This window comes from Acidovorax sp. 94 (assembly GCF_003634645.1).
GTDB lineage: Bacteria > Pseudomonadota > Gammaproteobacteria > Burkholderiales > Burkholderiaceae_C > Acidovorax > Acidovorax facilis.
On sequence record NZ_RBJA01000001.1, the window covers coordinates 4,773,658 to 4,796,181 of the forward strand.

Genomic DNA, 22,524 nt, shown 5'->3' on the forward strand with positions numbered 1-22,524 from the left:
CGCCCCCGACTCAGGCCAGTGCACCCGTGGAACCGGCTTTGCCGGGCCACCGGGTGTGTCCCCCTTGGGGGAAGGCGCCGCAGGCGACTCAGGGGGTTACTTCGCCTGCGGGATTCGGAGTTTCTGGCCGGGGTAGATCTTGTCGGGGTGGCTCAGCATGGGCTTGTTGGCCTCGAAGATCACGGGGTACTTGTTGGCGTCGCCATAGAACTTCTTGGCAATGGCGCTGAGCGTGTCGCCGCGCACCACGTCGTGGTACTGGGCTTCGGGCTCGGGGTTGGTCACATCCATCAGGTTCTCGACGCTGGTCACGCTGGCCACGTTGCCGCAGCACAGGGTGACTTTTTCCTTGGCCGCCTGCGTGGGGGCTGTGCCCTTCACGGTGACTTTGCCTTCGGGTCCTTCAAAGGCGACCTGCACATTGCTGGCGCCCAGGTTCTGGGACGCGATGTAGGTCTCGATGGCCTTGGATGCCTTGGCGTTGAGTTCATCTTGCGTGGGGGCTGCTGCCGTGGCGGCCTGTGCTTCTTTGCCGCCGAACAGCTTTTCGCCGGCTTCCTTGATGAAACTGAAAAGACCCATGTCGTACCTCCTAATGTTGCAGAAACAGGAAGGACCACTGTAGCGGCAATGGACGGCTGCGTCGTGTCGGACACGGGCGCGACACGATTTTTCACAATTTGTGGGAGGGCAGGGGTGGTGCAGCCGGGGCTGTCGCCCTCGGGCAGAGGTGCATCGCAAAACTCGGGATAATCCGCCGCATGACTTTTCTGGCCATCGACGTCGGTAACACCCGTCTCAAATGGGCGTTGTACGACGCTCCCCGCCCCGGGGCTGCGCTCATTGCGCATGGCGCCGAGTTTCTCGACCACATCGACCGCCTGGCTGAAGGTAGCTGGGAGTCGCTGCCCCACCCGGAGCGCATGCTGGGCTGCGTGGTGGCGGGCGATGCCGTCAAACGCCGCGTGCAAGAGCAGATGGAAATCTGGGATGTCACCCCCTCGTGGGTGGTGTCGTCGGCGCAGGAGGCGGGGCTCACCAACGGCTACGACCATCCCTCGCGCCTGGGCTCGGACCGCTGGGTGGCCATGATCGGCGCGCGCCACCATGTGTTGGCACGTGGCCCGGCGCGGCCGCTGGTGGTGGTGATGGTGGGCACGGCGGTGACGGTGGAGTGCATCGACACCGAGGGCCGCTTCATGGGCGGCCTCATCCTGCCCGGCCACGGCATCATGCTGCGCGCGCTCGAATCGGGCACCGCCGGCCTGCATGTGCCCACGGGTGAAGTGCGCCCGTTCCCCACCAACACCAGCGATGCACTGACCAGCGGCGGCACCTACGCCATCGCTGGTGCCGTGGAGCGCATGTACCAGCACCTGCTGCAGCACTGTGGTCAGGAGCCTGCCTGCATCATGACCGGCGGCGCCGGATGGAAGATGGCGCCCAGCATGACACGGCCGTTCGAGCTGGTGGACAACCTGATTTTTGACGGCCTGCTGGAGATTGCCGCGCAGCGGTTCGGGGGCTGAAGGCTTTTGAGCTCCGCATCCATAGCAGCGCGACACGGCAATCTACTGCAAACCTCTGTGCAAAACTGGCGCTGCGCAGGCCAGAGACACCGAGCAAGGGCCGTCCCGCAGCGAGGGTGTCGTCCCCCTTCCCGAATGGCGTAGCCAGTCGAGAGAAGGGGGAAGCGGCAAAGCCGTTCAGGGGGATGCCTCTTACTCTTCTTCCAGTTCAGCCCGCGCCATCTCCACATCCAGCCGCTCCATGGCATCCATGGGTTCAGCGGCGGCGGCCTTTTCGTAGAGCGCGGTGGCTTCCTGCATTTTCTTGTCGCCCTCCAGCATGACGAGCGCATTGGCGTACTCGATCATCGCGATGGCCGATCCCGGGTTGAGCTTGAGGGCTTCCTGAAACAGCTTGAGGCCCGTGTCCTTCTTGGCGCCATAGGTCATGCCGCCAATCAGTGAGCCCACCTTGTCGATCACCTCGGCATGGAAGGCGCCCAGCGCAATGCGCGCATCGGCGTGTTTGGGCGACAGGGCAATGGCCTTCTCCAGCGAGTCCTTCACCTTGCCACCCAAGCCCTGCGCCAGCGCCTTGGCCACGCTGATGCCCTGGCTGTAGCGGCCCAGTGCGTAGGCATGCCAGTACCAGGCGTTGGCGTTGTCGGGCTCCTTGGCGGCCTGGGCCTCCGCCCGTTCGGCCACTTGCATGAACAGGTCCAGGCGCGCCTTCTCCTTCGGCTCCAGGTAGTTGGCATAGATGGAGGTGGCCTTGTTGGCGGCAGTGATACCCGCGCCACCGGCAGCCAGGCCCGCTGCCGCAGCTTTCTCAAAATCACCGTTGTGGAACAGCGCCCAGGCTTCCAGCACGGCAGCCTCCTTGGGGCAGGGTTCGGCATCACCGCCATGCAGTCGTGCCCAATGCTTCTTGACGCTCGCAGCGTCAAATTGGTAGTCGCCGGCGTGGGGGAAGGGGGTCCATTTGGCCATGGTGTGTGTCTCCGGAAGTTCTTGTTGGTGGGTGTCTGTGGCGGGTGGGCCGTGTATCAGCCTGGCGCTGGTGCGTAGGCGCCGACCAGCTGCAGCAGGTGGGCGCGCTGGCCGCTTTCGAGGTAGGGCATGAGCAGGTTCAGCACATGGTGGGCTCCGCGCAGCAGCGCGGCCTGGGCGCTTTCGGGCTCCAGTGCACGGCGTGGGTCGCGCACGTATTCGAAGCTCAGCCAGTAAGTGAGCACCACGACCATGCTGGTGGCGGTGGCCTCCAGTTCGCGCGAGTCGATGTGCAGTGCATCAGCGCGGCCCATGCCGTCGAGCATGGCGCGCACGGCGCGGGTCTTGTTCTTGAGGATGGCCTGGAAGTGGGTTTCCAGGCGCCGGTTCTTGGACAGCAGGTCGTTGAGATCGCGGTACAGGAAACGGTACTGCCAGATCAGCTCGAACAGCGAGTGCATGAAGAACCAGGCGTCCTCCACATTGCGCACACCATCGGCGGCGGCCAGCAGTTCGGTCAGCGAGGTTTCGTAGCGATCAAACAGCGCGTTGATCAGCTCGTCCTTGGCCGGGTAGTGGTAGTACAGGTTGCCGGGGCTGATGCGCAGCTCGGCCGAGATCAGGGTGGTGGAGACGTTGGGCTCACCGAACCGGTTGAACAGGTCCAGCGTCACTTCCAGAATGCGTTCTGCGGTGCGGCGTGGCGCTTTCTTCACCATGTGTGCGGGCCCCTTCGCGTCGTTTGGCGTCGTTGTTGCGTTGTCTCTGATGGCTACTCTAACCCACGCGGTCATGCTGCAGTGCGACATGAACGTGGGGTGCGTATGCAGTACCTAGGCTGCTTGTAGCGCACTTCATGGGTTTCACCAAAAAAAGAAAAGCGGTCCAAACGCCTTGGCGCGTGGACCGCTTGGAGCGGGCTGGGTGCTTGCCGGTGGCAAGCCGTGATCAGCTGGCCGATGGCGTGCTGGTGGCTGCGTCGGCAGCAGCACGTGTCGCGGTCTTCTTTGCAGCCGCCTTCTTGGCGGGGGCCTTGGCTGCAGGCTTGGCGGCGGCCTTTGCTGGAGCCGCCTTCTTTGCCACTGCCTTCTTGGCGGGAGCCTTGGCTGCGGGTTTGGCGGCTGGCTTGGCAGCAGCTTTGGCGGGTGCAGCCTTGCTGCCCTTGGCCAGGGCGTCCACACGGGCGCTCAGGGCTTCCAGGTCGCGGGCCGAGGGCACTCCCAGCTTGGCGAGGGCCTTGGCCACGCGGTCTTCAAAGATGTTTTCGAGCTTGTCCCACTGGCCCTGGGCCTTGGAGCCGATGTCGCTGGCCATGGTGGTCACGCGGCTGGTGGCTTCGGTGATCTTTTCTTCGGCCACCGCCTGGGTCTTGCGCTGGATGGTCAAGCCTTCCTTGACCAGGGCTTCAAACACCTTGCCGCCTTCTTCCTGCGCCTTGGAGAAGGCACCCAGGCCTGCCAGCCAGATCTGCTGGGCGGAGTCCTTGACGGTGCTGGACAGTTGGGCGTTGCTCTTTTTCTTGTCAGCGCTGAGTTTCTGCAGTTTCTTGACCATAAGGCCTCCGTGGTGCGGTTGGTTGGGTTTGCCGGGGCGGGTTGCCTTCGACGCATGGCCGCACTGTACGCCGCACGGCGCGACAGGTGTAGGCGCGCGCTCCTAAAAATGTAGAGCGTGCCATCTAGCGGGGGCGTTCGCTGGCCGCCTAGCATCGGCGCGGGTTTCTGCTGAATCGGTGCGCGCAGGCCTTGGGCAAGAATGAAGCTATCTCAGAGGAGTTATCCATGCAGTATTTCGTGACGGGGGCAACGGGGTTCATTGGCAAGCGGCTGGTCAAGAAGCTGCTGGAGCGAAAGGGGGCGGTGGTGCATTTCCTGATCCGCAAGGAAAGTGCGGACAAGGTGGCCGACCTGCGTAGCTTCTGGGGTGTCGGGCCCACGCGTGCGATCCCTGTGTTTGGCGATCTCACCGCGAAGAAGCTGGGCGTGGCGGCAGACGACGTGAAGAAGCTCAAAGGCCAGATCGACCATTTCTACCACCTGGCGGCGGTGTACGACCTCTCTGCTGACGAAGAAACCCAGGTGGCCGTGAACATCGAGGGAACGCGCAACACGGTGGACCTGGCCAAGGCGATTGATGCCGGGCATTTCCACCATGTCTCCTCCATCGCGGCTGCCGGGCTGTACGAAGGCGTGTTCCGCGAGGACATGTTCGAAGAAGCCGAGGGCCTGGACCACCCGTACTTCCAGACCAAACACGAGAGCGAAAAGATCGTGCGCCAGGACTGCAAGGTGCCCTGGACGGTGTACCGCCCGGCCATGGTGGTGGGCGACAGCCAGACCGGCGAGATGGACAAGATCGATGGCCCCTACTACTTCTTCAAGCTCATCCAGCGCCTGCGCCAGTTGCTGCCGCCCTGGATGCCCACCGTTGGCTTGGAAGGGGGGCGCGTGAACATCGTGCCGGTGGACTTTGTGGTGAACGCCCTCAACGTCATCAGCCACCAGAAGGACATCACCAAGAAGTGCTACCACCTGGTGGACCCAGTGGGCTACCGCGTGGGCGATGTGCTCGACATCTTCAGCCGCGCCGCCCATGCACCGCGCATGAACCTGTTCGTCAACGCTGCGCTGCTGGGCTTCATTCCCAAGAGCGTGAAGAAAAGCCTGATGGCGCTGGCGCCCGTGCGCCGGGTGCGCAACGCGGTGATGAAGGACCTGGGCCTGCCCGAGGACATGCTCACCTTCGTGAACTACCCCACGCGCTTTGATTGCCGCGAAACGTTGGCCGCGCTCAAGGGCTCCGGCGTCACCTGCCCCAATCTCAAGAACTACGCTTGGCGGCTGTGGGACTACTGGGAGCGCAATCTGGACCCCGAGCTGTTCATCGACCGCACGCTCAAGGGCACGGTGGCGGGCAAGGTGGTGCTGATCACCGGTGGATCGTCCGGCATTGGGCTGGCGGCAGCGCACAAGTTTGCCGAGGCAGGCGCCACCACCATCATCTGCGGGCGTGACCAGGACAAGCTCGACGAGGCCTGTGCCGAAGCCAAGGCCAAGGGTTACCAGTTCATCGCCTATTCGGCAGACATTGCCGACATGACCGACTGCGACCGTTTTGTGCAGTTGCTCATCGGCAACCACGGCGGTGTGGACTTCCTCATCAACAACGCGGGCCGCTCCATCCGCCGCGCCATCGAGTCGAGCTACGACCGCTTCCACGACTACGAGCGCACCATGCAGCTGAACTACTTCGGCTGCCTGCGCGTGACCATGGGCTTTCTGCCCGGCATGGTGGCTAAGCGCAAGGGCCATGTGGTCAACATCAGCTCCATCGGCGTGCTGACCAACGCGCCCCGCTTTTCGGCCTATGTGGCCAGCAAGGCGGCGCTGGACGCGTGGACGCGCTGCGCATCGAGCGAGTTTGCCGACCAGGGCATCACCTTCACCACCATCAACATGCCCCTGGTGCGCACGCCCATGATTGCGCCCACCAAGATCTACAACAACGTGCCCACGCTGAGCCCCGAGGAGGCGGCGGACATGATCGCCCAGGCCTGCATCTTCAAGCCGGTGCGCATCGCCACGCGGCTGGGCATCACCGGCCAGCTGCTGCACGCGCTGGTGCCACGCGTGGCGCAGATCACCATGAACACGAGCTTTCGCATGTTCCCAGACTCCACCGCCGCCAAGGGCAGCAAGGACGCCAAGCCGCAGCTGTCGGCCGAGGCCGTGGCGCTGCAGCAGATGATGCGAGGCATCCACTTCTGATGACCCGCCGGCCCGGGCAGAAATACCCGCGTTGAACTCTGTTACCCGGGGGCCGGGCGGGGTGGGATAATCGTGGGTTCTGCCGAGCAGGCATTTCACACGGCCCTCCCTATGATTCTGGTTACTGGCGGCGCGGGTTTCATCGGCGCCAACTTCGTTCTTGACTGGCTTGCTGCCTCCAGCGAGCCCGTGGTCAACCTCGACAAGCTCACCTACGCGGGCAACCTGCACAACCTGGACAGCGTGCAGGGTGACGCGCGCCACATCTTTGTGCAGGGCGACATCGGCGATACCGCCCTGGTGGCCCGCCTGCTGGCCGAGCACAAGCCCCGCGCCGTGGTCAACTTCGCGGCTGAATCGCATGTGGATCGCTCCATCCATGGCCCCGAGGATTTCATCCAGACCAACATCGTGGGCTCGTTCCGCCTGCTGGAGGCCGTGCGTGCCTACTGGAGCGCGCTGCCCGAGGGCGAACGTGCCGCCTTCCGCTTCCTGCATGTGTCCACCGACGAGGTCTACGGATCGCTGGCCCCCACCGACCCGGCCTTCGCCGAGACGCGTGGCTTTGAGCCCAACAGCCCTTACAGCGCCAGCAAGGCCGCCAGCGACCACCTGGTGCGCGCTTGGCACCACACCTACGGCTTGCCGGTGCTCACCACCAACTGCAGCAACAACTACGGGCCCTACCACTTCCCCGAAAAGCTGATCCCGCTGATGATCGTCAACGCACTGGCCGGCAAGAACCTGCCCGTGTATGGCGATGGCATGCAGGTGCGCGACTGGCTCTACGTAAAGGACCACTGCAGCGCCATCCGCCGCGTGCTGGAGGCCGGCGCGCCCGGTGAGACCTACAACGTGGGTGGCTGGAACGAGAAGCCCAACATCGAGATCGTGAACATGGTCTGCAGCCTGCTCGACGAGTTGCGCCCCCGTGCTGACGGCCAAAGCTACCGCACCCAGATCACCTATGTGAAAGACCGTCCAGGCCACGACCGTCGCTACGCCATCGACGCCCGCAAGATCGAGCGCGAGCTGGGCTGGAAGCCCGCCGAGACCTTCGACACCGGCATCCGCAAGACCGTGCAGTGGTACCTGGACCATGCGGACTGGGTGGCCAGCGTGCAGACCGGCGCCTACCGCGACTGGGTGCAGACCCAGTATGCGCAGGAGGCCTCCGCTGCGGCTGTGACGGGCGCCACTGCATGAACATCCTGCTGTTTGGCAAGGGTGGCCAGGTCGGCTGGGAGCTGCAGCGCAGCCTGTCGGTGCTGGGCACTGTCACGGCGTTGGACTTCGATAGCACCGAGCATTGCGGTGACTTTTCCAACCCCGCTGGCGTGGCCGAAACGGTGCGCGCCCTGCGACCCGATGTCATCGTCAATGCCGCCGCCCACACGGCCGTGGACAAAGCTGAGAGCGAAGCCGAGTTTGCCCGCACCCTCAACGCCACCACGCCCGGAGCCCTTGCGCAGGAGGCCGCGAAGCTGGGTGCTTGGCTCGTGCACTACAGCACGGACTATGTTTTCGATGGCAGCGGCAGCCGCCCCTGGGTGGAGACCGATACACCCGCCCCGCTGAGCGTTTACGGCCGCACCAAACTCGAAGGCGAGCAGCTCATTGCAGAGGCGGGCGCCAAACACCTGATCCTGCGCACCAGCTGGGTCTACGCAGCACGCGGCGGCAACTTCGCCAAGACCATGCTGCGGCTGGCGCAAGAGCGTGAGCGGCTGACGGTGATTGATGACCAATGGGGTGCGCCCACCGGTGCCGACCTGCTGGCCGATGTGACCGCCCACGCGCTGCGCCACCTGCAGCAGCGCCCGCAGGATGCAGGCCTGTACCACTGCGTGGCTGCGGGCGAGACCAACTGGAATCAGTATGCAAAATACGTGCTGGCGCAAGCCCAGAAAACGCAAATAGCTACAAAAATAATAGCAAAAGAGGTCGCGCCTGTGCCCACAAGCGCATTTCCCACACCGGCCGTGCGCCCCCACAACTCGCGCCTGAGTACCCACAAGCTGCAGTCCACCTTCGGTTTGCAGATGCCCCATTGGCAACAGGGCGTGGCGCGCATGCTCACGGAAATTCTCTGAACGGACCCCAGACCATGACGCAACGCAAAGGCATCATCCTCGCAGGAGGCTCCGGCACACGGCTGCACCCGGCCACGCTGGCCATCAGCAAACAACTGCTGCCCGTTTACGACAAGCCCATGATCTATTACCCGCTCAGCACGCTGATGCTGGCGGGCATCCGGGACATCCTGGTTATCAGCACCCCGCAGGACACGCCGCGTTTTGCCCAGCTGCTGGGGGATGGAAGCCAATGGGGCTTGAACCTGCAATACGCGGTGCAGCCCAGCCCGGACGGCTTGGCGCAGGCGTTTGTGATCGGGGAGTCTTTTCTGGATGGGGCTCCGAGCGCCCTGGTGCTGGGAGACAACATCTTCTACGGGCACGATTTCCATGAACTGCTGGGCAACGCTCAACAGCGCTCTGCGGGTGCCAGCGTGTTTGCCTACCATGTGCACGACCCGGAGCGTTACGGTGTGGCCGAGTTCGATGCCCAGGGCAAGGTGTTGTCGTTGGAGGAAAAACCTGCTCAGCCCAAGAGCAGCTATGCCGTCACAGGCCTCTACTTCTACGACAACCAGGTTGCGCAGATGGCCCGGAGCTTGAAGCCATCGCCACGCGGCGAACTGGAAATCACCGACCTGAACCGGCTGTACCTGGAGCAGGGGCAGCTCAATGTCGAGATCATGGGCCGCGGCTATGCCTGGCTGGATACTGGCACCCATGAAAGCCTGCTGGAGGCCAGCCAGTTCATTGCGACGCTGGAGCATCGCCAGGGCCTCAAGATTGCCTGCCCCGAGGAAATTGCCTGGCGCGCCGGCTGGATCGACAGTGCCCAGTTGCAGCGCCTGGCACAACCTCTTGCCAAGAACGGCTACGGCCAGTACCTCCAGCGTTTGCTGAACGACAAAGTCTATTGATCCCCCATGCACTCCATCCGGCAATCCATCCCAGACGTTGTCCTCCTTGAGCCCAAGGTGTTCGGCGATAGCCGTGGTTTTTTCTACGAAAGCTTCAACCAGCAGGCCTTCCGGGAGGCCACGGGTGTCCAGTGCGATTTTGTGCAGGACAACCACAGCCGCAGCAGCCAGGGTGTGTTGCGGGGCCTGCACTACCAGTTGCCCCCCAGGGCGCAGGGCAAGCTCGTGCGCGTGGTGCGTGGCGCTGTGTTTGATGTGGCAGTGGATATTCGCAAGGGGTCACCCACCTTTGGCCAGTGGGTGGGGGCCCTGTTGACCGAGGACAACCACCGGCAGCTTTGGGTGCCGCCGGGGCTTGCTCACGGTTTTCTGGTGTTGTCCGAATCGGCTGACTTCCTTTACAAGACCACCGACTACTACAGCCCGGAGCATGAGCGCTGCATTCGCTGGGACGATCCAGAGCTTGCCATCGCCTGGCCAGCGGTGGAGGCCGCCATTCAGCTTTCGGCGAAGGATCAGGCGGGGCGCTGGTTCGCTGAGGCAGACCTTTGACGACGGCGCAGGGGCGTGCAACGGGTGGATCTCCGGACCGCCCTGCCAAGCTGCGGATCGCCCTGTTGGGAGCCAGGGGCATCCCCGCGAGCTATGGGGGGTTCGAAACCTTTGCCGAACAACTCTCGATACGCCTGGTGGAGCGTGGCCACGAGGTCACTGTGTATGCAGAGACCAGCGAGTCGTCCGTCGAAGACACCTTCTACCAAGGTGTTCGCGTACGCCACAAACGTCGGCCCCGGTGGGGAGCTGCATCGGTCCTGGCCTACGACTGTGCCTGCCTGTGGGACGCCCGGCGGGGGTACGACCTGGTCTACATGCTGGGGTATGGCGCTGCGTGGGCCTGCTGGTGGCCCCGGGTTTTTGGGGTTCCGGTCTGGATCAATGTGGACGGACTGGAGTGGGCCCGCAGCAAATGGGGGAGGGTTGCACGCATCTACCTGCGCTGCATGGAGTGGGTGGCCAGCCGGGTGGCCACGCGCCTCATCGCCGATGCCGAGGCCATTGCACAGCGGTTCCGCGAGACTTATCCCAAGGGGGCTCCGTCGAGCTTCATTGCCTACGGCGCCGAACTGGTGCAGGACCGGGACGTGGACCCTTCCGTGCTTTCTGCCTGGGGGCTGAAGCCCCGCCGCTACATGCTGGTCGTGGCGCGCCCGGAGCCGGAAAACCATATCCTTGAAATCGTTCAAGGCTATGAGATGCACGGCGGTGACTGGCCGTTGGTCATCGTAGGGGATGTGTCCGGTGCCACGGCCTACCAGCAACTGCTGAGGCAACATGCCAGCGACCGCGTGCGTTTCTTGGGGGGCATCTACGACACCGGGCAGCTCGCAAGCTTGCGTGTACATGCGGCCTGTTACCTGCACGGGCACTCGGTGGGGGGGACGAACCCTTCGCTGCTCGAGGCACTGGCCTGCGGAAACTGGGTCATTGCGCATGACAACCCGTTCAACCGCGAAGTGGCACGCGATGCGGCCGACTACTTTGCCACCCCCGAGCAACTCGCTCGCAGCCTGGACCTAGTGGTTGGCCAGTCGGACGCCATGCTGCCGCAGCGAAGCCAGCGCGCCCGCGATATCGTGGCGGAGCACTACACCTGGGAGGGCATCGCAGATGCCTACGAGGCGCTGATGCTTTCAGAATGCCGGCCCCACAGCGCTGCAACAACCAGCACGGGGACCGTGTGACTGAGCCGACTCATCGATTGGCCTCACGCGGAGGGGCGGGCGGGGCTGCCCCGTCGCAGTCACCGCTGGTGGATGTGCTGCTGGCTACGTACAACGGGGCGAAGTATCTCCGTGCCCAGCTCGATTCGCTGTTGGCCCAGACCCACCAGAATTTCCGCCTCCTCGTCAGCGATGACGGGTCTTCGGATGACACGCTTGCAATCCTGGAGAGCTACCGGGTGCGCTTTGGAGAGCGTTTGGTACTTGTGCCCAACCCCCACCATGGGCAAGGGCTGGTCCGAAACTTTGAGAATCTCATGGTGGCCAGCCTGCATGATGGTGTGGCTGCTTGGGTTGCTTTCTCGGACCAGGACGATGTCTGGCTCCCTCCGAAAATCGAGCTGTGTCTCCAAGAAATGGTGCGAATGGAGCAAGAGGGTGGTGCGGAATTGCCTTGTCTGGTGCACTCCGACCTGACGGTGGTGGATGAGCACTTGGGCGTGATTTCGGAGTCCTTCGCCACATACCAACGTATGGACCCTCTGCAGTGCTCGCCACTTTCGCTGCTCAGCGTGAACCAGGTGACGGGATGCACGATGATGGTGAACCGCACCCTGTTGCGAATGGCCTTGCCCCTCCCGCAGGACACCATCATGCACGACTGGTGGTGTGGCCTGGTGAGTGGAAGCGGCCATAGGCGTTTTGTGCCAACCCCGCTGATCCTGTATCGCCAGCATGGCGCCAACCAGGTAGGCGCCAAGGATCGTAGCCTGAAGACGCGTTTGCTCCGGCTGTTGACGAATGGCCAGAGGATCGTCCGGCGTGTCCGGGTGCTGGGTGGGGCTACCTATCTGCAGGCGCAGGCGCTGCAGCTGCGATTGCGCGCCTTGGGGCTGGATGAAGGCTACGTGTCAGAATACCTTGCGTGGAGGGATGGGCCTCTGAGGGCGAGAATTTTTGGGTATCGCGAATATTATGTGGGCCCCGAATTGGATCGATTAAGCCGCTGTTTGCTGTGGTTCAAGTGATTCACTCCGCCCGAGTGAGACAAGTCGGGCCCGGGTATTGGGTGGTTGGAAGAATGTTCAAAGGCGTTGGTAATGAAGCTCTCGGCTGAAATTGGTGAAGTGGAAAGCGTCGATATCGCTGCGCCCAGGCTCGGTGAGATGCTCCTTGCGGACCAGAAGTTGTCGCGCAATGACCTGGAGAGGGCGCTAGAGGTCCAGCGTTCCATGGGCGGTCGCCTGGGGCGCCTGCTGATCAGTCTGGGGCTGGTGTCTGAGGTGGATGTCTACTCCGCACTGTCCCGGCAGGCCGGATTGCCTTTGGTGCGTCAGGACGCTTTCCCAAAGGAAAAGCCGGAAACTTCGCGGCTGAACACCAGCTTTTTGCTGGCCAACAACCTGCTTCCTTTGGGAAATGCAGAGGAGGCTGAGTTAACGCCGGATTTCGCATCGGTGGATCCGAAGAGCGCGGCATTGCGCGATGCATTGCGCCTGGTCTTTGGGGATGTGCCCAGGGTCTTTTTTGGCCTGGAGTCTGAAATATCCAGTCAGCTCAATGCCTGGTACGTCCAGGAGTCGGAGCCGGAAGGAGAAGCCGTTGCGGACCAGTTTGAGGCTTCGGAATTCATCGAGCACCTGAGGGACATGGCCTCGGAGGCCCCCATCATCCAGCGCGTGAGCCATATCCTCTCCCAGGCCGTGGCGGCCCAGGCCTCCGACATTCACATCGAAACCTACGAAGAAAAATCGGTGGTCCGGATACGGGTGGACGGCGAGCTGTACCCCATTGACGAGATTGATAACAAGGATGCCCCCGCTGTGGTGTCCCGCATCAAGATCCTTTCGCAGCTGGACATTGCGGAACGCCGGATGCCGCAGGACGGGCGCACCAAGCTGCGCGTGCATGGCAAGGAAATGGACTCTCGCGTGTCCACCATTCCCACCATGTTTGGCGAATCGGTCGTCATGCGCTTGCTGGAAAAGAACTTCGACCTGCTCTCGTTGGAGAGCCTGCACTTCACGCCACCCACTTTGAAAACCATGCGTCAGCTGCTCAGCGTGCCACATGGGATCTTTCTGGTGACAGGTCCCACAGGCTCCGGGAAGTCCACCACGCTGTATGCCTCCATGCAGGAACTGGAGGGCGAGAACCTCAAGATTCTGACGGTGGAAGATCCGGTGGAGTACCGGCTGCAATGGCTCAACCAGGTGCAGGTCCAGCCCCAGATCGGGCTGACCTTTGCGAAGGTGTTGCGATCCTTTCTCCGCCAGGATCCTGATGTGATCATGATCGGGGAAATGCGCGATGGCGAAACCGCAGAAATTGCGGTCCAGGCGGCATTGACGGGCCACTTGGTCATGTCCACCCTGCACACCAACAGCGCGCTCGGGGCCATCGTGCGGCTCATCAACATGGGTGTGGAGCCCTATCTGATCACGGCGTCCGTCATTGGCGTGCTGGCGCAGCGCCTGGTGCGCAAGCTGTGTGAGGAATGCAAAGCGCCGTTGCTGCCGGACCAGGCGCAGGCGGCCGCAGCCTCCCTGGGCATGGCCATGGAGGAGGGCCAGGTCATCTATCGGTCCGTCGGTTGTTCTGCATGCCGGGGGACCGGCTACCGAGGGCGGTTGGCTGTTCATGAATTGCTGGTAATGTCAGAAGACGTAAAAAAAGTGGTGCTCGAAAGAGGTTCTTCGTTGGGGGGCGGAGATGGCGCCTATGCCGGGGGGAACTTGTTGCAGGATGGCGCCACCAAGGTCTTCAAAGGTCTGACGACTGCGGAAGAAGTCCTGCGCGTTGCGCGTCAAAATGATTGAATTTCAATACGATGGAATCACGTCCGATGGCAAGGCCTGCCAGGGGACGATCCGCGCGCTGAACGTGGAGACCGCGCGACTGCGACTCATTGGGCAGGGCGTGACGCCGGTTCGTATTGCAGACGAGTCGGCAGCAGTTGCCCAAGATGAGCCGCAAAGCCGGGGGGGCAAGCTCAAACGTGGCGAGATCCTTTTGTTCAGCCGCGAGATGGCCCACCTCAAGCAGGCCAACATGCCGCTGGACAAGGCGCTGGTCATGCTCAAGGAGACGGCCAACACGGAGCGGCTGAAAGCCTTCATTGCCAAGGTCGAGGAAGGGGTGCGTGGCGGTAAGTCTCTGTACCAGTCGCTGCTGCCGTTTGAGCGGGATCTTGGGCGCCAATATCTGGTTCTGATTCGGGCGGGGGAAACTTCTGGTTCGCTGCATGTGGTTCTGAAAGAACTCACAGTGCAACTGGAGGCAGAAGACAAGCTTCGCAACTACGTCATTTCCTCCATGACGTACCCCGTCATCTTGCTGATTGTTGCGGTGCTGTCCGTCGTGATGCTCCTGGCATTTGTGGTTCCCCAGTTTCGGGAAATTTTTGATTCCATGGGCGACAAACTGCCTTACTCCACGCGCTTGGTGGTCGATCTCAGTGATCTGATCCGCTCGCACTGGATGGCAATCCTGTTAGGCTTGACGGTGGTCTTGTTCCTGGGCTCCCGCTGGGGCGCGACGCCTGCGGGGCGGTTGCGCGTTGACAGTGTGCTGTTGGACCTCCCCCTGTTCGGCAAGGTGTTGCGGAATCTGCAGTTTGCTATTTATTTCCGCACCTTCGGCATCTTGCTGCAGCGGGGTGTACCCATGGTGGATGCGTTGCGCATTGCTGTGGACACACTGACCAATACCGCATTGCGCAAGGATATTGAACCTCTGGTGGGCATTGTAAAAACAGGCAAACGACTTTCCACAGGGTTTGTCTCTCCTTACTTCGGGAAATCTAGCACCCCGCAGCTTATTCGGGTTGCTGAGGAAACAGGGCAGCTTGATATTACTCTGCTGGGTTTAGCAGATCGTTACGAGGATGAAGGTCGGCGTACCATGGGGCGTGTTTTGGCAGCCATGGAGCCCTTGATTATTATTGTTTTGGGGGCCTTGGTTGCCTTCATTATTATTGCGATTCTGGGTGGCGTTTTGTCGATCAACGACACAATTTGATTCTGGATTATTTGAGAGATTTTGAAATGAATGTAGTGAATTTTGAACACAAAGCAATGGCGCGAGCGCAGCGTTCCTCCGGGTTCACGCTGATTGAGTTGCTGGTGGTTCTGGTGATTCTGACGTTGCTTGCCGGGCTGGTGGGCCCGAAGGTGCTTGATCAACTCGGCGGTGCCAAGTCCAAGACGGCCCGCATTCAGATCTCGGAAATTGAGCAGAGTCTGGACCTTTTCAAGCTGGATGTCGGCCGTTATCCCAATGATGCGGAAGGGCTGCGTGCCCTGGCAGAGCGGCCTGCAACGGCCCAGGGATGGAATGGTCCCTACCTGAAGAAGGGCCTGCCTTCTGATCCTTGGGGTGCCGCCTATTTGTACAAAAACCCGGGACGCAATGGCGGGCCCGACGTGTTCTCTCTGGGGTCCGACGCCAAGCCGGGCGGTGACGGTGAGAACGCGGACGTTTTTAACTGACGCTCTGTTGCGCTTTCCACTCCCCAGTGCCGTCTGGTGACTTGTTTCGCATGAGCCGCCCTTTGTTGGCGTCAGACCTCCGCATCCGTGGCTTCACGTTGTTGGAGATGCTGGTCGTGCTGGTGCTGGCTGCCATTACTGTCTCCGTGGTAGGGGCGGGCGGGCAGGCGTACATGGAGCGGTCACGCTACAACCAGACGGTACGGGATGTTTCCAGCCAATTGAACAAAGCGCGTGCGCTCAGCGTCCAGGAAGGCCGTTCGGTGACCGTGACCTACCAGTCAGACATTCGCAGGCTGGTGGTTGACGGGCGCCTGGCCCTGGAGGTGCCTGCATCACTGGTGGTCCAGTGGGAAGCGATTGAACGCAATTCGCGGACTGGCAAAACTGCAACTGCCGTGGGAGAACCTATTTTTGTGTTCAATTCCGACGGCGGCGCACGTGGCGGGCGGCTTGCAGTGCTAAGAGGTGGGCAGGGCGTCAGCTTTCGCGTGAACTGGCTCCTTGGGACGGTGGAGCAATCCATGGTCGCGGCCCAGTCATGACCGTGACGTGCTGTCTGTTGCCCCTGATTGATCCTATTTTCAAGTCATTCAGGCGAGCGCCACGGAATCAACGGGGGTTCAGTTTGCTGGAGGCCTTGGTCGCCATGGCAATTGCTTCCATTGCGCTGGCAAGTCTTTACCGCAGCGTGGGGCAAGGCTCCAAAAATGTGGTGGATGTGGAGGCTCGGGTGGAGGCCTCTCTCGTGGCCAGGTCGGCAGTGGCTGCTGGAACCTTTGCAGAGGATTTGATGCGACAGGATTCCGGGCGGGCAGGCGATTGGAATTGGCGGATTCAGGTGGCGCCCGAACCGGTCCAAATGATGGACGAGAGTGGTCGCCCGGTGGCCGGGCCACCTGTGCGTGCGGCAAGGGTGACCGTAGAGGTCAGTAAAGATGGAGTGACGGCTGTCACATGGACCACATGGAAGCCCTACAGGTCTGCACCATGACCCACTCTTTTCGAAAAACTTCCCATGGTTTTACCTTGTTGGAGTTGCTGGTCGCATTGGCCGTGACGTCCGCAGTGGTCGCTCTGATGTTTGCGGGCGTGGGAGTCATCGGGCGTTCGGAAGAGCGCAACCAGCGCGTCATTGAGCGCTCTGAACGCATGTTGGTGGTCAGCCAATGGCTTGGGCGCAAGTTTGACACCCTGCGCTTGTTGAGTCGGCGCGACGAAAACATCTTTGTGAATTTTTTTAGCGGAAATGCTGCGGGTGCGATCTGGGTGGCGCCATTGCCGGAGCGGGGGGATGCTGGGGGGCTCTATGTATTTCGCATGAGCCCCCTGCGCCATGCCGATGGGCGCGTCGATCTGTCGGTAGAAGCCGTTCCTTATGACGGAGCACTGATGGCGCTGGACTGGGGCAAGGCTTTGCGCGAAACACTTCTGTCGGATGTGCGAACGCTTCAGTGGCATTACCAGGACGGGCTGACGGGTCTGTGGACTCAGCAATGGGACTCTGCCAAAGCGCAGTACCCCGCACGTATCCGGGTGGAAATTGCCGATGCGCGCGGAGACTGGCCTCCTCTGGTGTTCCCTCTCGCGAGGGCAAGGTGATGAAGCGGTCGAAACACGGCAGCCGGGGCGCAGCGCTGATTCTGGTGCTGTGGCTGGTTGCGTCCTTGTCATTGGTGGTGATGGCGAGTTCACGGGGGATTCGCCAGCAAACGCAGCGCGCAGGGCTGGATTTGGAACGCTTGCGCGCTGAGTCCGTGCTGGACGCCGCGATCCAACTGACTGCGCAGCGAATGATGACCGAAAAGACCGCAGACAGTTGGTACCGCATTCAACGTTTGCCAATGGGGTCGAATGACATCTGGGTGGAGATCACGCCCTCTGGAGGGCTGGTAGACGTTAATGTCGCCAGCGAAGCTTTGCTGCAGGCGCTCTTTCAAAGAGCTGGAGGGCTCTCCTCGGGGGAGGCTGCCATCTTGACCTCACGTGTGCGGGACTTCATCGACCCTGACGACACGCCAGGTGGGGTGGGCGGGGCTGAGGCTGCCCAATACCGCGCTGCTGGCTGGCCCTCCCTGCCTCGAAATGGCGCGCTGGATGACCTTTCGGAACTGAGATCAGTCCTGGGAATGACGTCTGAGCTCTATGAGATAATCGCGCCCCACTTGGGTATCAATGGGCAGCAACGCATCGAAATCGATTCAGCCCCTCCCGCCCTGATCGACGTCCTCACGGGACAGCCAGGTTTGGGGGCGCGCATTCACAACTCCCCACCGGAAACGCGGGCTGGCGTGCTTTTGACAGGAGCTGCAGCCGAATTTTTCTCGCCTGCCCGCGCTGGAGGCGGTCTGACAGTGCGCCTCAATGCTTTTGTGCGGGCTGAAGGTGATCGCTGGTGGCAGCGTGAGGCATGGATCGATCTCAGCGAGCGTCCCGGTGGTCTGACGCCCTGGACAACGCTCTCTTTGGAGCCGACACGCCGCTTAAACAAGTCGGAACAGGAATTCAAGCCATGACAGGTTGGGGGCAGCTATCTCTTCGTGCGCAAAAAACACTGGACCGAATGGCATGGGGTTTCGGTGATCTCAAGCGCGTTCTCATGGAGCATGGCGCCTGGCCTGCAGTCGCGAGTGCAGCCATTGCGTCCGACGGAGGGCGTTGGACCATCACTGGAACCCGTGCCCGCAAGCGCGCCAACAACCGAAAGGCTTCCAGCCTGCTGGTACCGGAGTCCGGCTGTCTTTGGGGCACCGTGCAGTTGCCGGATATGCCGCGGCGCTCGTTGGCAGGCGGCGTCGAAGAAGCCCTGTGGCGGGTCTCTCCCATGCCGCCGGAACAGATTGTGGCGGCATGGTGGGCAGAACCTCAAGCCCAAGGTGGTTGGATGGTGGAGTGGGGCATGTGCCGACGCAACACCCTGGCCGAGCAATTGACGCAGCACGGGTTTGCCGAAAATGCCCCTGTGTATCTGATGCGCCAGGGACGCGCGCTTCCCGTCCGTACAGCGGCGTGGCAAAAGCAGTACAACCGCCAGCGTTGGATGGATTGGTTGGGGGTGGGGCTGGTGCTTGTCCTGCTCGCCGCACTGTCATTGCCGGCACTCATGCCTCTGGTCTTGAAGCGCCAGGCGGTGGTCCGCGCTGTGGAGCACGTCAACATGCTGGAGCCCAAGGCGGCTCCCTTGCGCCAGAAGATGGATGAACTGCGCCGCCAGGCAGACTTGGCGGAAGAGCTTCGCAAGAACATCAGTACGGACCTGCCTCTCGCCAGTGTCGTGGATGCGCTTTCCGCCGCTATTCCTGCCGACACCTGGCTGGATCGCATCGAAGTCAACGGTAGCGAAATCCGGATCACGGGCTTGACGGCTAACGCTACCGAACTTATTGGGCATCTAGGGCGCCAGCCTGGCTTGGTGGATGTGCGCGCCACCGGGGCAAGTGTGCGCGACGGCACGCTGAATAAAGAGCGCTTCACGTTTGAAATGCGCTGGCGGGGCGAGGGAGCAAAACCATGAAAATGAATGTATGGCGCCGTCATTCGGTGGTTTTGCTGCTGGTGCTGTTTGTTGGCGCCTTGGCTTGTGCCGCTCTGATTTACAGCACTCTCTGGGCGCGTTACAACAACGCCCTGCAACAACTGGAGCCCCGCAGCGAACGCCTGGAAGGGGTGGTGAACGCCGGCGCTGAAATCGAAACCCTGCTCAGCGCTGCAAGCAGTACAGTGGCCCCGCTGGTGCACCCTGCTGGCGAAACTTCTCAAAACGATATCCAGCAGAAGCTTCGCCAGATGATCATGGCTTCTGGCGGCACGCTGGTTTCGTCCCAAGTCGCACTGGAACCTGGGGTGGATGGCAAGCTGGCGCGCATACGCTTGACGGCAACCGTGAATGGTGAATGGGTCAAGTTGGTGAGTTTTATGGAAAGTCTTCAGACGCACCGCCCTCCTTTCTGGGTGCGCACCGCCAACATCACGCGTGAGGGGGCAAGTTCTGGCGCGGGTCCGCAAAATGCACGCCTGTCTTTGCAGCTGGAGGCCCCCTTGGCACCAGAAAAGGCCAAGCCATGATCAAACCTTGGTACGTCGGCCCCGTCCTGGGTGCCGTAGCTGTGGCTGCGAGCGCTTACTGGTGGCATACCGAAAAAGAGCGCTGGAACCCGCCGCAAGCGCGCCGGCCCGATCTTCCAAAGGTTGAGCCCATGCCCCCTGTGATCAAGGTCCGGGCAAAGCAGGCAGTGGAGCGCCCCTTGTTGTGGGCATCGCGGCGCCCGGTGGCGGTGGAAGAAAAAAAGACCAGTTTGGTCACGGAGTTGCTGCAGGCGCGCCTCACTGCAGTATTTGAGTCTGGCAAGGAGCGTGTGGCCATCTTGCAGCGCCCCGATGGCAGCACCCTCAAGATCACCGGGGAAACCAAACCCTGGCGAGTTGAGTCCTTTGATGGCCGCAAGGCTCTCTTTGTGTCAGCTGATGACCAACGTGTAGAGCGCCCGCTGGAAGCGGGAAGTGCGGCGGCCGTGAAAGCCGGACCGATCGGTGACCGCCTGCGCAGGCCTGCAACAAATCAATAAGCCCTAGCGGCGTACCCCAATATTGGAGCTATCTCTATGAATATTCGGCCATCCATCCTCTTGCTCGCATTGCTGGCGGCAGGCTGTGCCAGCACGCAGGGAGGTCCTGCGGCGTCCGGAGTTGCGGACTCCAAGGTCGCAGTTGGCGGAGCACCGGGGCCATTGCAGCCTGTTGCAGCTGCGGCTGCGCCAGTGGCGCCAAGCCCTGCACCGGCAGCGTCAGCACCCAAGGAGCAGGCGCAAAAGAATGCTTCTTCCAGCACCAAGCTTTATCCTGGCAACGACCAGTTTTTCAAGCGCGACAAGGCGCCTGCGATCGATCCCGTGCTTGCCAAGGGCGACAAGGTGGCACTCAATTTCGAGAATGTCACTGTCAGCAACTTGGCTACAGCGTTGCTAGGAGACCTGCTCAAGCTCAACTACACCATCGACGCTGGTGGCGAAACGGTGGTGAGCCTGCATACGCGCCAGCCGCTGCTGCGCAGTCAGGTTCTGGATGTGCTGGATGCGGTGTTGTTGCCCCACGACTTGGCCATCGTCCGTGACAACGCGGGGGTCTACCATGTGACCAAGCGTACCGTTACCGTGGGCGCGCGCCCGGTGGTGGGGGCGTCCAAATTCAAGGATCTGTCGGGTGCCGGGACGGTAATCGTTCCCTTGAACCACATTGCAGCGGCCGAGATGGCCAAGATTCTGGCGCCTATCGCACCCCGTGAGGCCATCGTCTACGTGGACTCCCTGCGCAACCTGCTGGTGCTGCAGGGCAGCAAGGCCCAGTTGGGTGGTTGGCTGGAAATGGTGGAAGCGTTCGACGTGGACTTTCTCTCTGGCATGTCGCTGGGTGTGTTCGTGTTGGAAAACGCCAACGTCAACGTGGTACGGGATGCCCTGCAGGCGATGCTAGGCTCCGACAAATCCTCCGATCCCTATGGGGGGGCTGGTGCCGCACCTGCGGGGGGGGCGCCTAGCACGTCGGGTGCTGCTGCAGGTGGTGCGGCCGCAAGTGGTGGTGCCAGCGGTGCCGGCGCCCAGATGGCGACCCCCTTGGGTGGTTTGATTCGCGTCTTTCCCGTTGAGCGCCTGAACGCCCTGGTGGTGGTCACGCCGCGCAGTCACTTGTTGGCCCAGGTGGAAACCTGGATCCGGCGCCTGGACCGTCCGACCGATACGCTGGAGGCCAGCCTGTTTGTGTATCCGGTGCAAAACGGCTCGGCATTGCAGTTGGCGGAAATGCTCAATGGCCTCTTTGGTGGGCAGTCCGGGCAAGCCGGCTCGGGTGGCGTAGCGGCGGGCTCGGCGCCCACGCAGTTCTCTCGGGGGGCGGGGGGCTCCGGTCTGGGTACGGGCAGCACTGGCAATACGGGCAGTTCCAGTGGTCTCTATGGCAATAGCAGCAGCTCCGGCACGGGTAGTAGTCCTATGAACGCCGCGCTGGGTGCTGGCGGAAACAGATCTTCTTCGAACAACACATCCCTTACGTCAACGAGTCAATTGGATGGCAACGTGCGTGTGGTTGCGGACGAGAAGCGCAATGCACTCCTGATTCGCGCTCCGCGCACCGAATACCGCCGCATCGAGCAGGCATTACGCGAACTGGACAGGGCTCCAATGCAGGTGTTGATTGAGGCCAGCATCGTGGAGGTGAGCCTTACGGGCAACCTGGAATATGGCGTTGAGTGGTACTTGCAAAACGGTCTTAGCCGGGGGCGTCAAGGCGAGGCGCTGCTGGACTCCAACAACAGCAGTGGCATAGGCGCCAAACTGCCCGGTTTTTCGTACACCATCAGCAAGGCGGATGTGGTTCGCGCTACGCTGAACGCCGTTGCCACAAAATCGCAGGTGCGGTTGTTGTCCAGTCCGTCTATCTTGGTTCTGAACAACCACACTGCCAATATTCAGGTCGGTCAGCAGCAACCCATTCTGAGTTCAACTGCGGCTGCTACGGGGAGTAGTTTCATTACTCAGTCCATAACATACAAAGACACTGGGGTGCTGCTCTCCGTTACGCCATCCGTCAATGCAGGCGGTTTGATCTCTATGGATATTTCTCAGCAGGTGACGGATGTCGGGGCAAGGGATGAGGTGACCCAACAACGCTCTTTCCAGACTCGGCAAATTCAAACGCGTGTCGCAGTGCGTTCCGGTGAGTCCATCGTCCTAGGCGGTTTGATCCGTGAAAATGACAGCAACACGCGTAGCGGTTTGCCAGGGCTTGCAGACGTCCCATTGTTGGGTGCGCTGTTCTCTAATACGTCAAACCTGCGTGATCGCACGGAGCTGTTGGTGCTAATGACGCCCCGCGCCCTTGAAGACGATGATCAGCTGCGTTCGGCCAGTGCGGAGATGCGCGAACGCATGCGCTCCTTGTCCTTGCAGGCTCAGCCAATGAGTTTCCGCCCCCCAGATGCCCCGTTGCAGCCCTCGCGCTGAATGCGCTTGGCTGCTATGGCTCTAGCCAGCGTGGCGCTTCCCATATATAGATAGTCAATCA

At 61.7% G+C, this 22,524-nt stretch carries 23 protein-coding genes; 19 read left to right on the top strand and 4 right to left on the bottom strand.

Annotated features, from left to right (window positions below; translation table 11 throughout):
- Window positions 1–96 precede the first annotated feature (96 nt).
- Window positions 97–582, bottom strand: coding sequence for a peptidoglycan-binding protein LysM (gene lysM / locus C8C94_RS22000; RefSeq protein ID WP_055396847.1), 486 nt, complete (start codon window positions 580–582; stop codon window positions 97–99).
- Between the two features lie 179 nt (window positions 583–761).
- Between lysM and C8C94_RS22005 the strand changes: the two genes are divergently transcribed.
- The gene (locus C8C94_RS22005) at window positions 762–1,529 is read left to right on the top strand and encodes a type III pantothenate kinase (RefSeq protein WP_055396845.1); all 768 of its coding nucleotides are present in this window, start codon (window positions 762–764) and stop codon (window positions 1,527–1,529) included.
- Between the two features lie 192 nt (window positions 1,530–1,721).
- Here C8C94_RS22005 and C8C94_RS22010 read toward each other — a convergent pair whose 3' ends face one another.
- The 3 genes from C8C94_RS22010 to C8C94_RS22020 all read right to left on the bottom strand — a co-directional run bounded on the left by C8C94_RS22010 (window position 1,722) and on the right by C8C94_RS22020 (window position 4,052).
- Window positions 1,722–2,498 (bottom strand): hypothetical protein, encoded by a 777-nt coding sequence (locus tag C8C94_RS22010; protein WP_121422225.1) that lies wholly within the window; start codon window positions 2,496–2,498, stop codon window positions 1,722–1,724.
- Window positions 2,499–2,554: 56 nt separating this feature from the next.
- Window positions 2,555–3,217, bottom strand: coding sequence for a TetR/AcrR family transcriptional regulator (locus tag C8C94_RS22015; protein WP_121422226.1), 663 nt, complete (start codon window positions 3,215–3,217; stop codon window positions 2,555–2,557).
- A gap of 229 nt (window positions 3,218–3,446) precedes the next feature.
- Complete coding sequence (locus tag C8C94_RS22020) at window positions 3,447–4,052, bottom strand: phasin family protein (protein ID WP_055396839.1); 606 nt, start codon at window positions 4,050–4,052, stop codon at window positions 3,447–3,449.
- A gap of 227 nt (window positions 4,053–4,279) precedes the next feature.
- Between C8C94_RS22020 and C8C94_RS22025 the strand changes: the two genes are divergently transcribed.
- The 18 genes from C8C94_RS22025 to gspD all read left to right on the top strand — a co-directional run bounded on the left by C8C94_RS22025 (window position 4,280) and on the right by gspD (window position 22,463).
- On the top strand, window positions 4,280–6,265 hold the full coding sequence (locus C8C94_RS22025) for an SDR family oxidoreductase (protein WP_121422227.1): 1,986 nt from the start codon (window positions 4,280–4,282) through the stop codon (window positions 6,263–6,265).
- Between the two features lie 111 nt (window positions 6,266–6,376).
- The gene (rfbB, locus tag C8C94_RS22030) at window positions 6,377–7,471 is read left to right on the top strand and encodes a dTDP-glucose 4,6-dehydratase (protein ID WP_121422228.1); all 1,095 of its coding nucleotides are present in this window, start codon (window positions 6,377–6,379) and stop codon (window positions 7,469–7,471) included.
- Complete coding sequence (gene rfbD, locus C8C94_RS22035) at window positions 7,468–8,358, top strand: dTDP-4-dehydrorhamnose reductase (RefSeq protein WP_121422229.1); 891 nt, start codon at window positions 7,468–7,470, stop codon at window positions 8,356–8,358. The genes rfbB and rfbD overlap by 4 nt, the downstream gene beginning before the upstream one ends.
- A gap of 14 nt (window positions 8,359–8,372) precedes the next feature.
- Window positions 8,373–9,257, top strand: coding sequence for a glucose-1-phosphate thymidylyltransferase RfbA (gene rfbA / locus C8C94_RS22040; RefSeq protein WP_055396830.1), 885 nt, complete (start codon window positions 8,373–8,375; stop codon window positions 9,255–9,257).
- A gap of 6 nt (window positions 9,258–9,263) precedes the next feature.
- Window positions 9,264–9,809 carry a dTDP-4-dehydrorhamnose 3,5-epimerase gene (gene rfbC, locus C8C94_RS22045; RefSeq protein WP_121422230.1) on the top strand — a complete coding sequence of 182 codons (546 nt, stop codon included), beginning with the start codon at window positions 9,264–9,266 and terminating at the stop codon, window positions 9,807–9,809.
- Window positions 9,806–10,999: a DUF1972 domain-containing protein gene (locus C8C94_RS22050; RefSeq protein WP_121422231.1), complete on the top strand. Its 1,194-nt coding sequence runs from the start codon at window positions 9,806–9,808 to the stop codon at window positions 10,997–10,999. The genes rfbC and C8C94_RS22050 overlap by 4 nt, the downstream gene beginning before the upstream one ends.
- Before the next feature lie 68 nt (window positions 11,000–11,067).
- Window positions 11,068–12,006 carry a glycosyltransferase family 2 protein gene (locus C8C94_RS22055; protein ID WP_233573543.1) on the top strand — a complete coding sequence of 313 codons (939 nt, stop codon included), beginning with the start codon at window positions 11,068–11,070 and terminating at the stop codon, window positions 12,004–12,006.
- Between the two features lie 72 nt (window positions 12,007–12,078).
- Window positions 12,079–13,797 (top strand): GspE/PulE family protein, encoded by a 1,719-nt coding sequence (locus C8C94_RS22060; RefSeq protein ID WP_199731331.1) that lies wholly within the window; start codon window positions 12,079–12,081, stop codon window positions 13,795–13,797.
- Complete coding sequence (locus C8C94_RS22065) at window positions 13,790–14,998, top strand: type II secretion system F family protein (protein WP_121422233.1); 1,209 nt, start codon at window positions 13,790–13,792, stop codon at window positions 14,996–14,998. The genes C8C94_RS22060 and C8C94_RS22065 overlap by 8 nt, the downstream gene beginning before the upstream one ends.
- Before the next feature lie 26 nt (window positions 14,999–15,024).
- Window positions 15,025–15,468: a type II secretion system major pseudopilin GspG gene (gene gspG / locus C8C94_RS22070; protein WP_055396821.1), complete on the top strand. Its 444-nt coding sequence runs from the start codon at window positions 15,025–15,027 to the stop codon at window positions 15,466–15,468.
- Window positions 15,469–15,518: 50 nt separating this feature from the next.
- The gene (locus C8C94_RS22075) at window positions 15,519–16,013 is read left to right on the top strand and encodes a GspH/FimT family pseudopilin (RefSeq protein WP_121422234.1); all 495 of its coding nucleotides are present in this window, start codon (window positions 15,519–15,521) and stop codon (window positions 16,011–16,013) included.
- A complete protein-coding gene (locus C8C94_RS22080; protein ID WP_055396819.1) occupies window positions 16,010–16,462 on the top strand; it encodes a prepilin-type N-terminal cleavage/methylation domain-containing protein in 453 nt (150 codons plus the stop codon). The genes C8C94_RS22075 and C8C94_RS22080 overlap by 4 nt, the downstream gene beginning before the upstream one ends.
- The gene (locus C8C94_RS22085; RefSeq protein WP_121422235.1) at window positions 16,459–17,070 is read left to right on the top strand and encodes a prepilin-type N-terminal cleavage/methylation domain-containing protein; all 612 of its coding nucleotides are present in this window, start codon (window positions 16,459–16,461) and stop codon (window positions 17,068–17,070) included. Before C8C94_RS22080 ends, C8C94_RS22085 begins: the two co-directional genes overlap by 4 nt.
- Complete coding sequence (locus C8C94_RS22090; protein ID WP_121422236.1) at window positions 17,070–17,984, top strand: general secretion pathway protein GspK; 915 nt, start codon at window positions 17,070–17,072, stop codon at window positions 17,982–17,984. Before C8C94_RS22085 ends, C8C94_RS22090 begins: the two co-directional genes overlap by 1 nt.
- Entirely contained in the window at window positions 17,981–18,982 is a 1,002-nt protein-coding gene (locus C8C94_RS22095) for a PilN domain-containing protein (protein ID WP_121422237.1), read from the top strand. The genes C8C94_RS22090 and C8C94_RS22095 overlap by 4 nt, the downstream gene beginning before the upstream one ends.
- Entirely contained in the window at window positions 18,979–19,533 is a 555-nt protein-coding gene (gene gspM / locus C8C94_RS22100) for a type II secretion system protein GspM (RefSeq protein WP_199727039.1), read from the top strand. Before C8C94_RS22095 ends, gspM begins: the two co-directional genes overlap by 4 nt.
- On the top strand, window positions 19,530–20,033 hold the full coding sequence (locus C8C94_RS25940; RefSeq protein ID WP_228897412.1) for a hypothetical protein: 504 nt from the start codon (window positions 19,530–19,532) through the stop codon (window positions 20,031–20,033). The genes gspM and C8C94_RS25940 overlap by 4 nt, the downstream gene beginning before the upstream one ends.
- Before the next feature lie 36 nt (window positions 20,034–20,069).
- Window positions 20,070–22,463 carry a type II secretion system secretin GspD gene (gene gspD / locus C8C94_RS22110; protein ID WP_121422238.1) on the top strand — a complete coding sequence of 798 codons (2,394 nt, stop codon included), beginning with the start codon at window positions 20,070–20,072 and terminating at the stop codon, window positions 22,461–22,463.
- Window positions 22,464–22,524: the final 61 nt, after the last annotated feature.

Bases quoted from the DNA above. Each gene is read 5' to 3' on its own strand.
- C8C94_RS22085 (WP_121422235.1), top strand. From the start codon at position 16,459: ATGACCCACTCTTTTCGAAAAACTTCCCATGGTTTTACCTTGTTGGAG.
- rfbD (WP_121422229.1), top strand. From the start codon at position 7,468: ATGAACATCCTGCTGTTTGGCAAGGGTGGCCAGGTCGGCTGGGAGCTG.
- C8C94_RS22010 (WP_121422225.1), bottom strand. From the start codon at position 2,498: ATGGCCAAATGGACCCCCTTCCCCCACGCCGGCGACTACCAATTTGAC.
- gspM (WP_199727039.1), top strand. From the start codon at position 18,979: ATGAAAATGAATGTATGGCGCCGTCATTCGGTGGTTTTGCTGCTGGTG.
- C8C94_RS22025 (WP_121422227.1), top strand. From the start codon at position 4,280: ATGCAGTATTTCGTGACGGGGGCAACGGGGTTCATTGGCAAGCGGCTG.
- C8C94_RS22060 (WP_199731331.1), top strand. From the start codon at position 12,079: ATGAAGCTCTCGGCTGAAATTGGTGAAGTGGAAAGCGTCGATATCGCT.
- C8C94_RS22095 (WP_121422237.1), top strand. From the start codon at position 17,981: ATGACAGGTTGGGGGCAGCTATCTCTTCGTGCGCAAAAAACACTGGAC.
- C8C94_RS22065 (WP_121422233.1), top strand. From the start codon at position 13,790: ATGATTGAATTTCAATACGATGGAATCACGTCCGATGGCAAGGCCTGC.
- C8C94_RS22090 (WP_121422236.1), top strand. From the start codon at position 17,070: ATGAAGCGGTCGAAACACGGCAGCCGGGGCGCAGCGCTGATTCTGGTG.
- rfbB (WP_121422228.1), top strand. From the start codon at position 6,377: ATGATTCTGGTTACTGGCGGCGCGGGTTTCATCGGCGCCAACTTCGTT.
- C8C94_RS22075 (WP_121422234.1), top strand. From the start codon at position 15,519: ATGAGCCGCCCTTTGTTGGCGTCAGACCTCCGCATCCGTGGCTTCACG.
- rfbC (WP_121422230.1), top strand. From the start codon at position 9,264: ATGCACTCCATCCGGCAATCCATCCCAGACGTTGTCCTCCTTGAGCCC.
- C8C94_RS22005 (WP_055396845.1), top strand. From the start codon at position 762: ATGACTTTTCTGGCCATCGACGTCGGTAACACCCGTCTCAAATGGGCG.
- gspD (WP_121422238.1), top strand. From the start codon at position 20,070: ATGAATATTCGGCCATCCATCCTCTTGCTCGCATTGCTGGCGGCAGGC.
- rfbA (WP_055396830.1), top strand. From the start codon at position 8,373: ATGACGCAACGCAAAGGCATCATCCTCGCAGGAGGCTCCGGCACACGG.
- C8C94_RS22020 (WP_055396839.1), bottom strand. From the start codon at position 4,052: ATGGTCAAGAAACTGCAGAAACTCAGCGCTGACAAGAAAAAGAGCAAC.
- C8C94_RS22015 (WP_121422226.1), bottom strand. From the start codon at position 3,217: ATGGTGAAGAAAGCGCCACGCCGCACCGCAGAACGCATTCTGGAAGTG.
- gspG (WP_055396821.1), top strand. From the start codon at position 15,025: ATGAATGTAGTGAATTTTGAACACAAAGCAATGGCGCGAGCGCAGCGT.
- C8C94_RS22080 (WP_055396819.1), top strand. From the start codon at position 16,010: ATGACCGTGACGTGCTGTCTGTTGCCCCTGATTGATCCTATTTTCAAG.
- C8C94_RS25940 (WP_228897412.1), top strand. From the start codon at position 19,530: ATGATCAAACCTTGGTACGTCGGCCCCGTCCTGGGTGCCGTAGCTGTG.
- lysM (WP_055396847.1), bottom strand. From the start codon at position 582: ATGGGTCTTTTCAGTTTCATCAAGGAAGCCGGCGAAAAGCTGTTCGGC.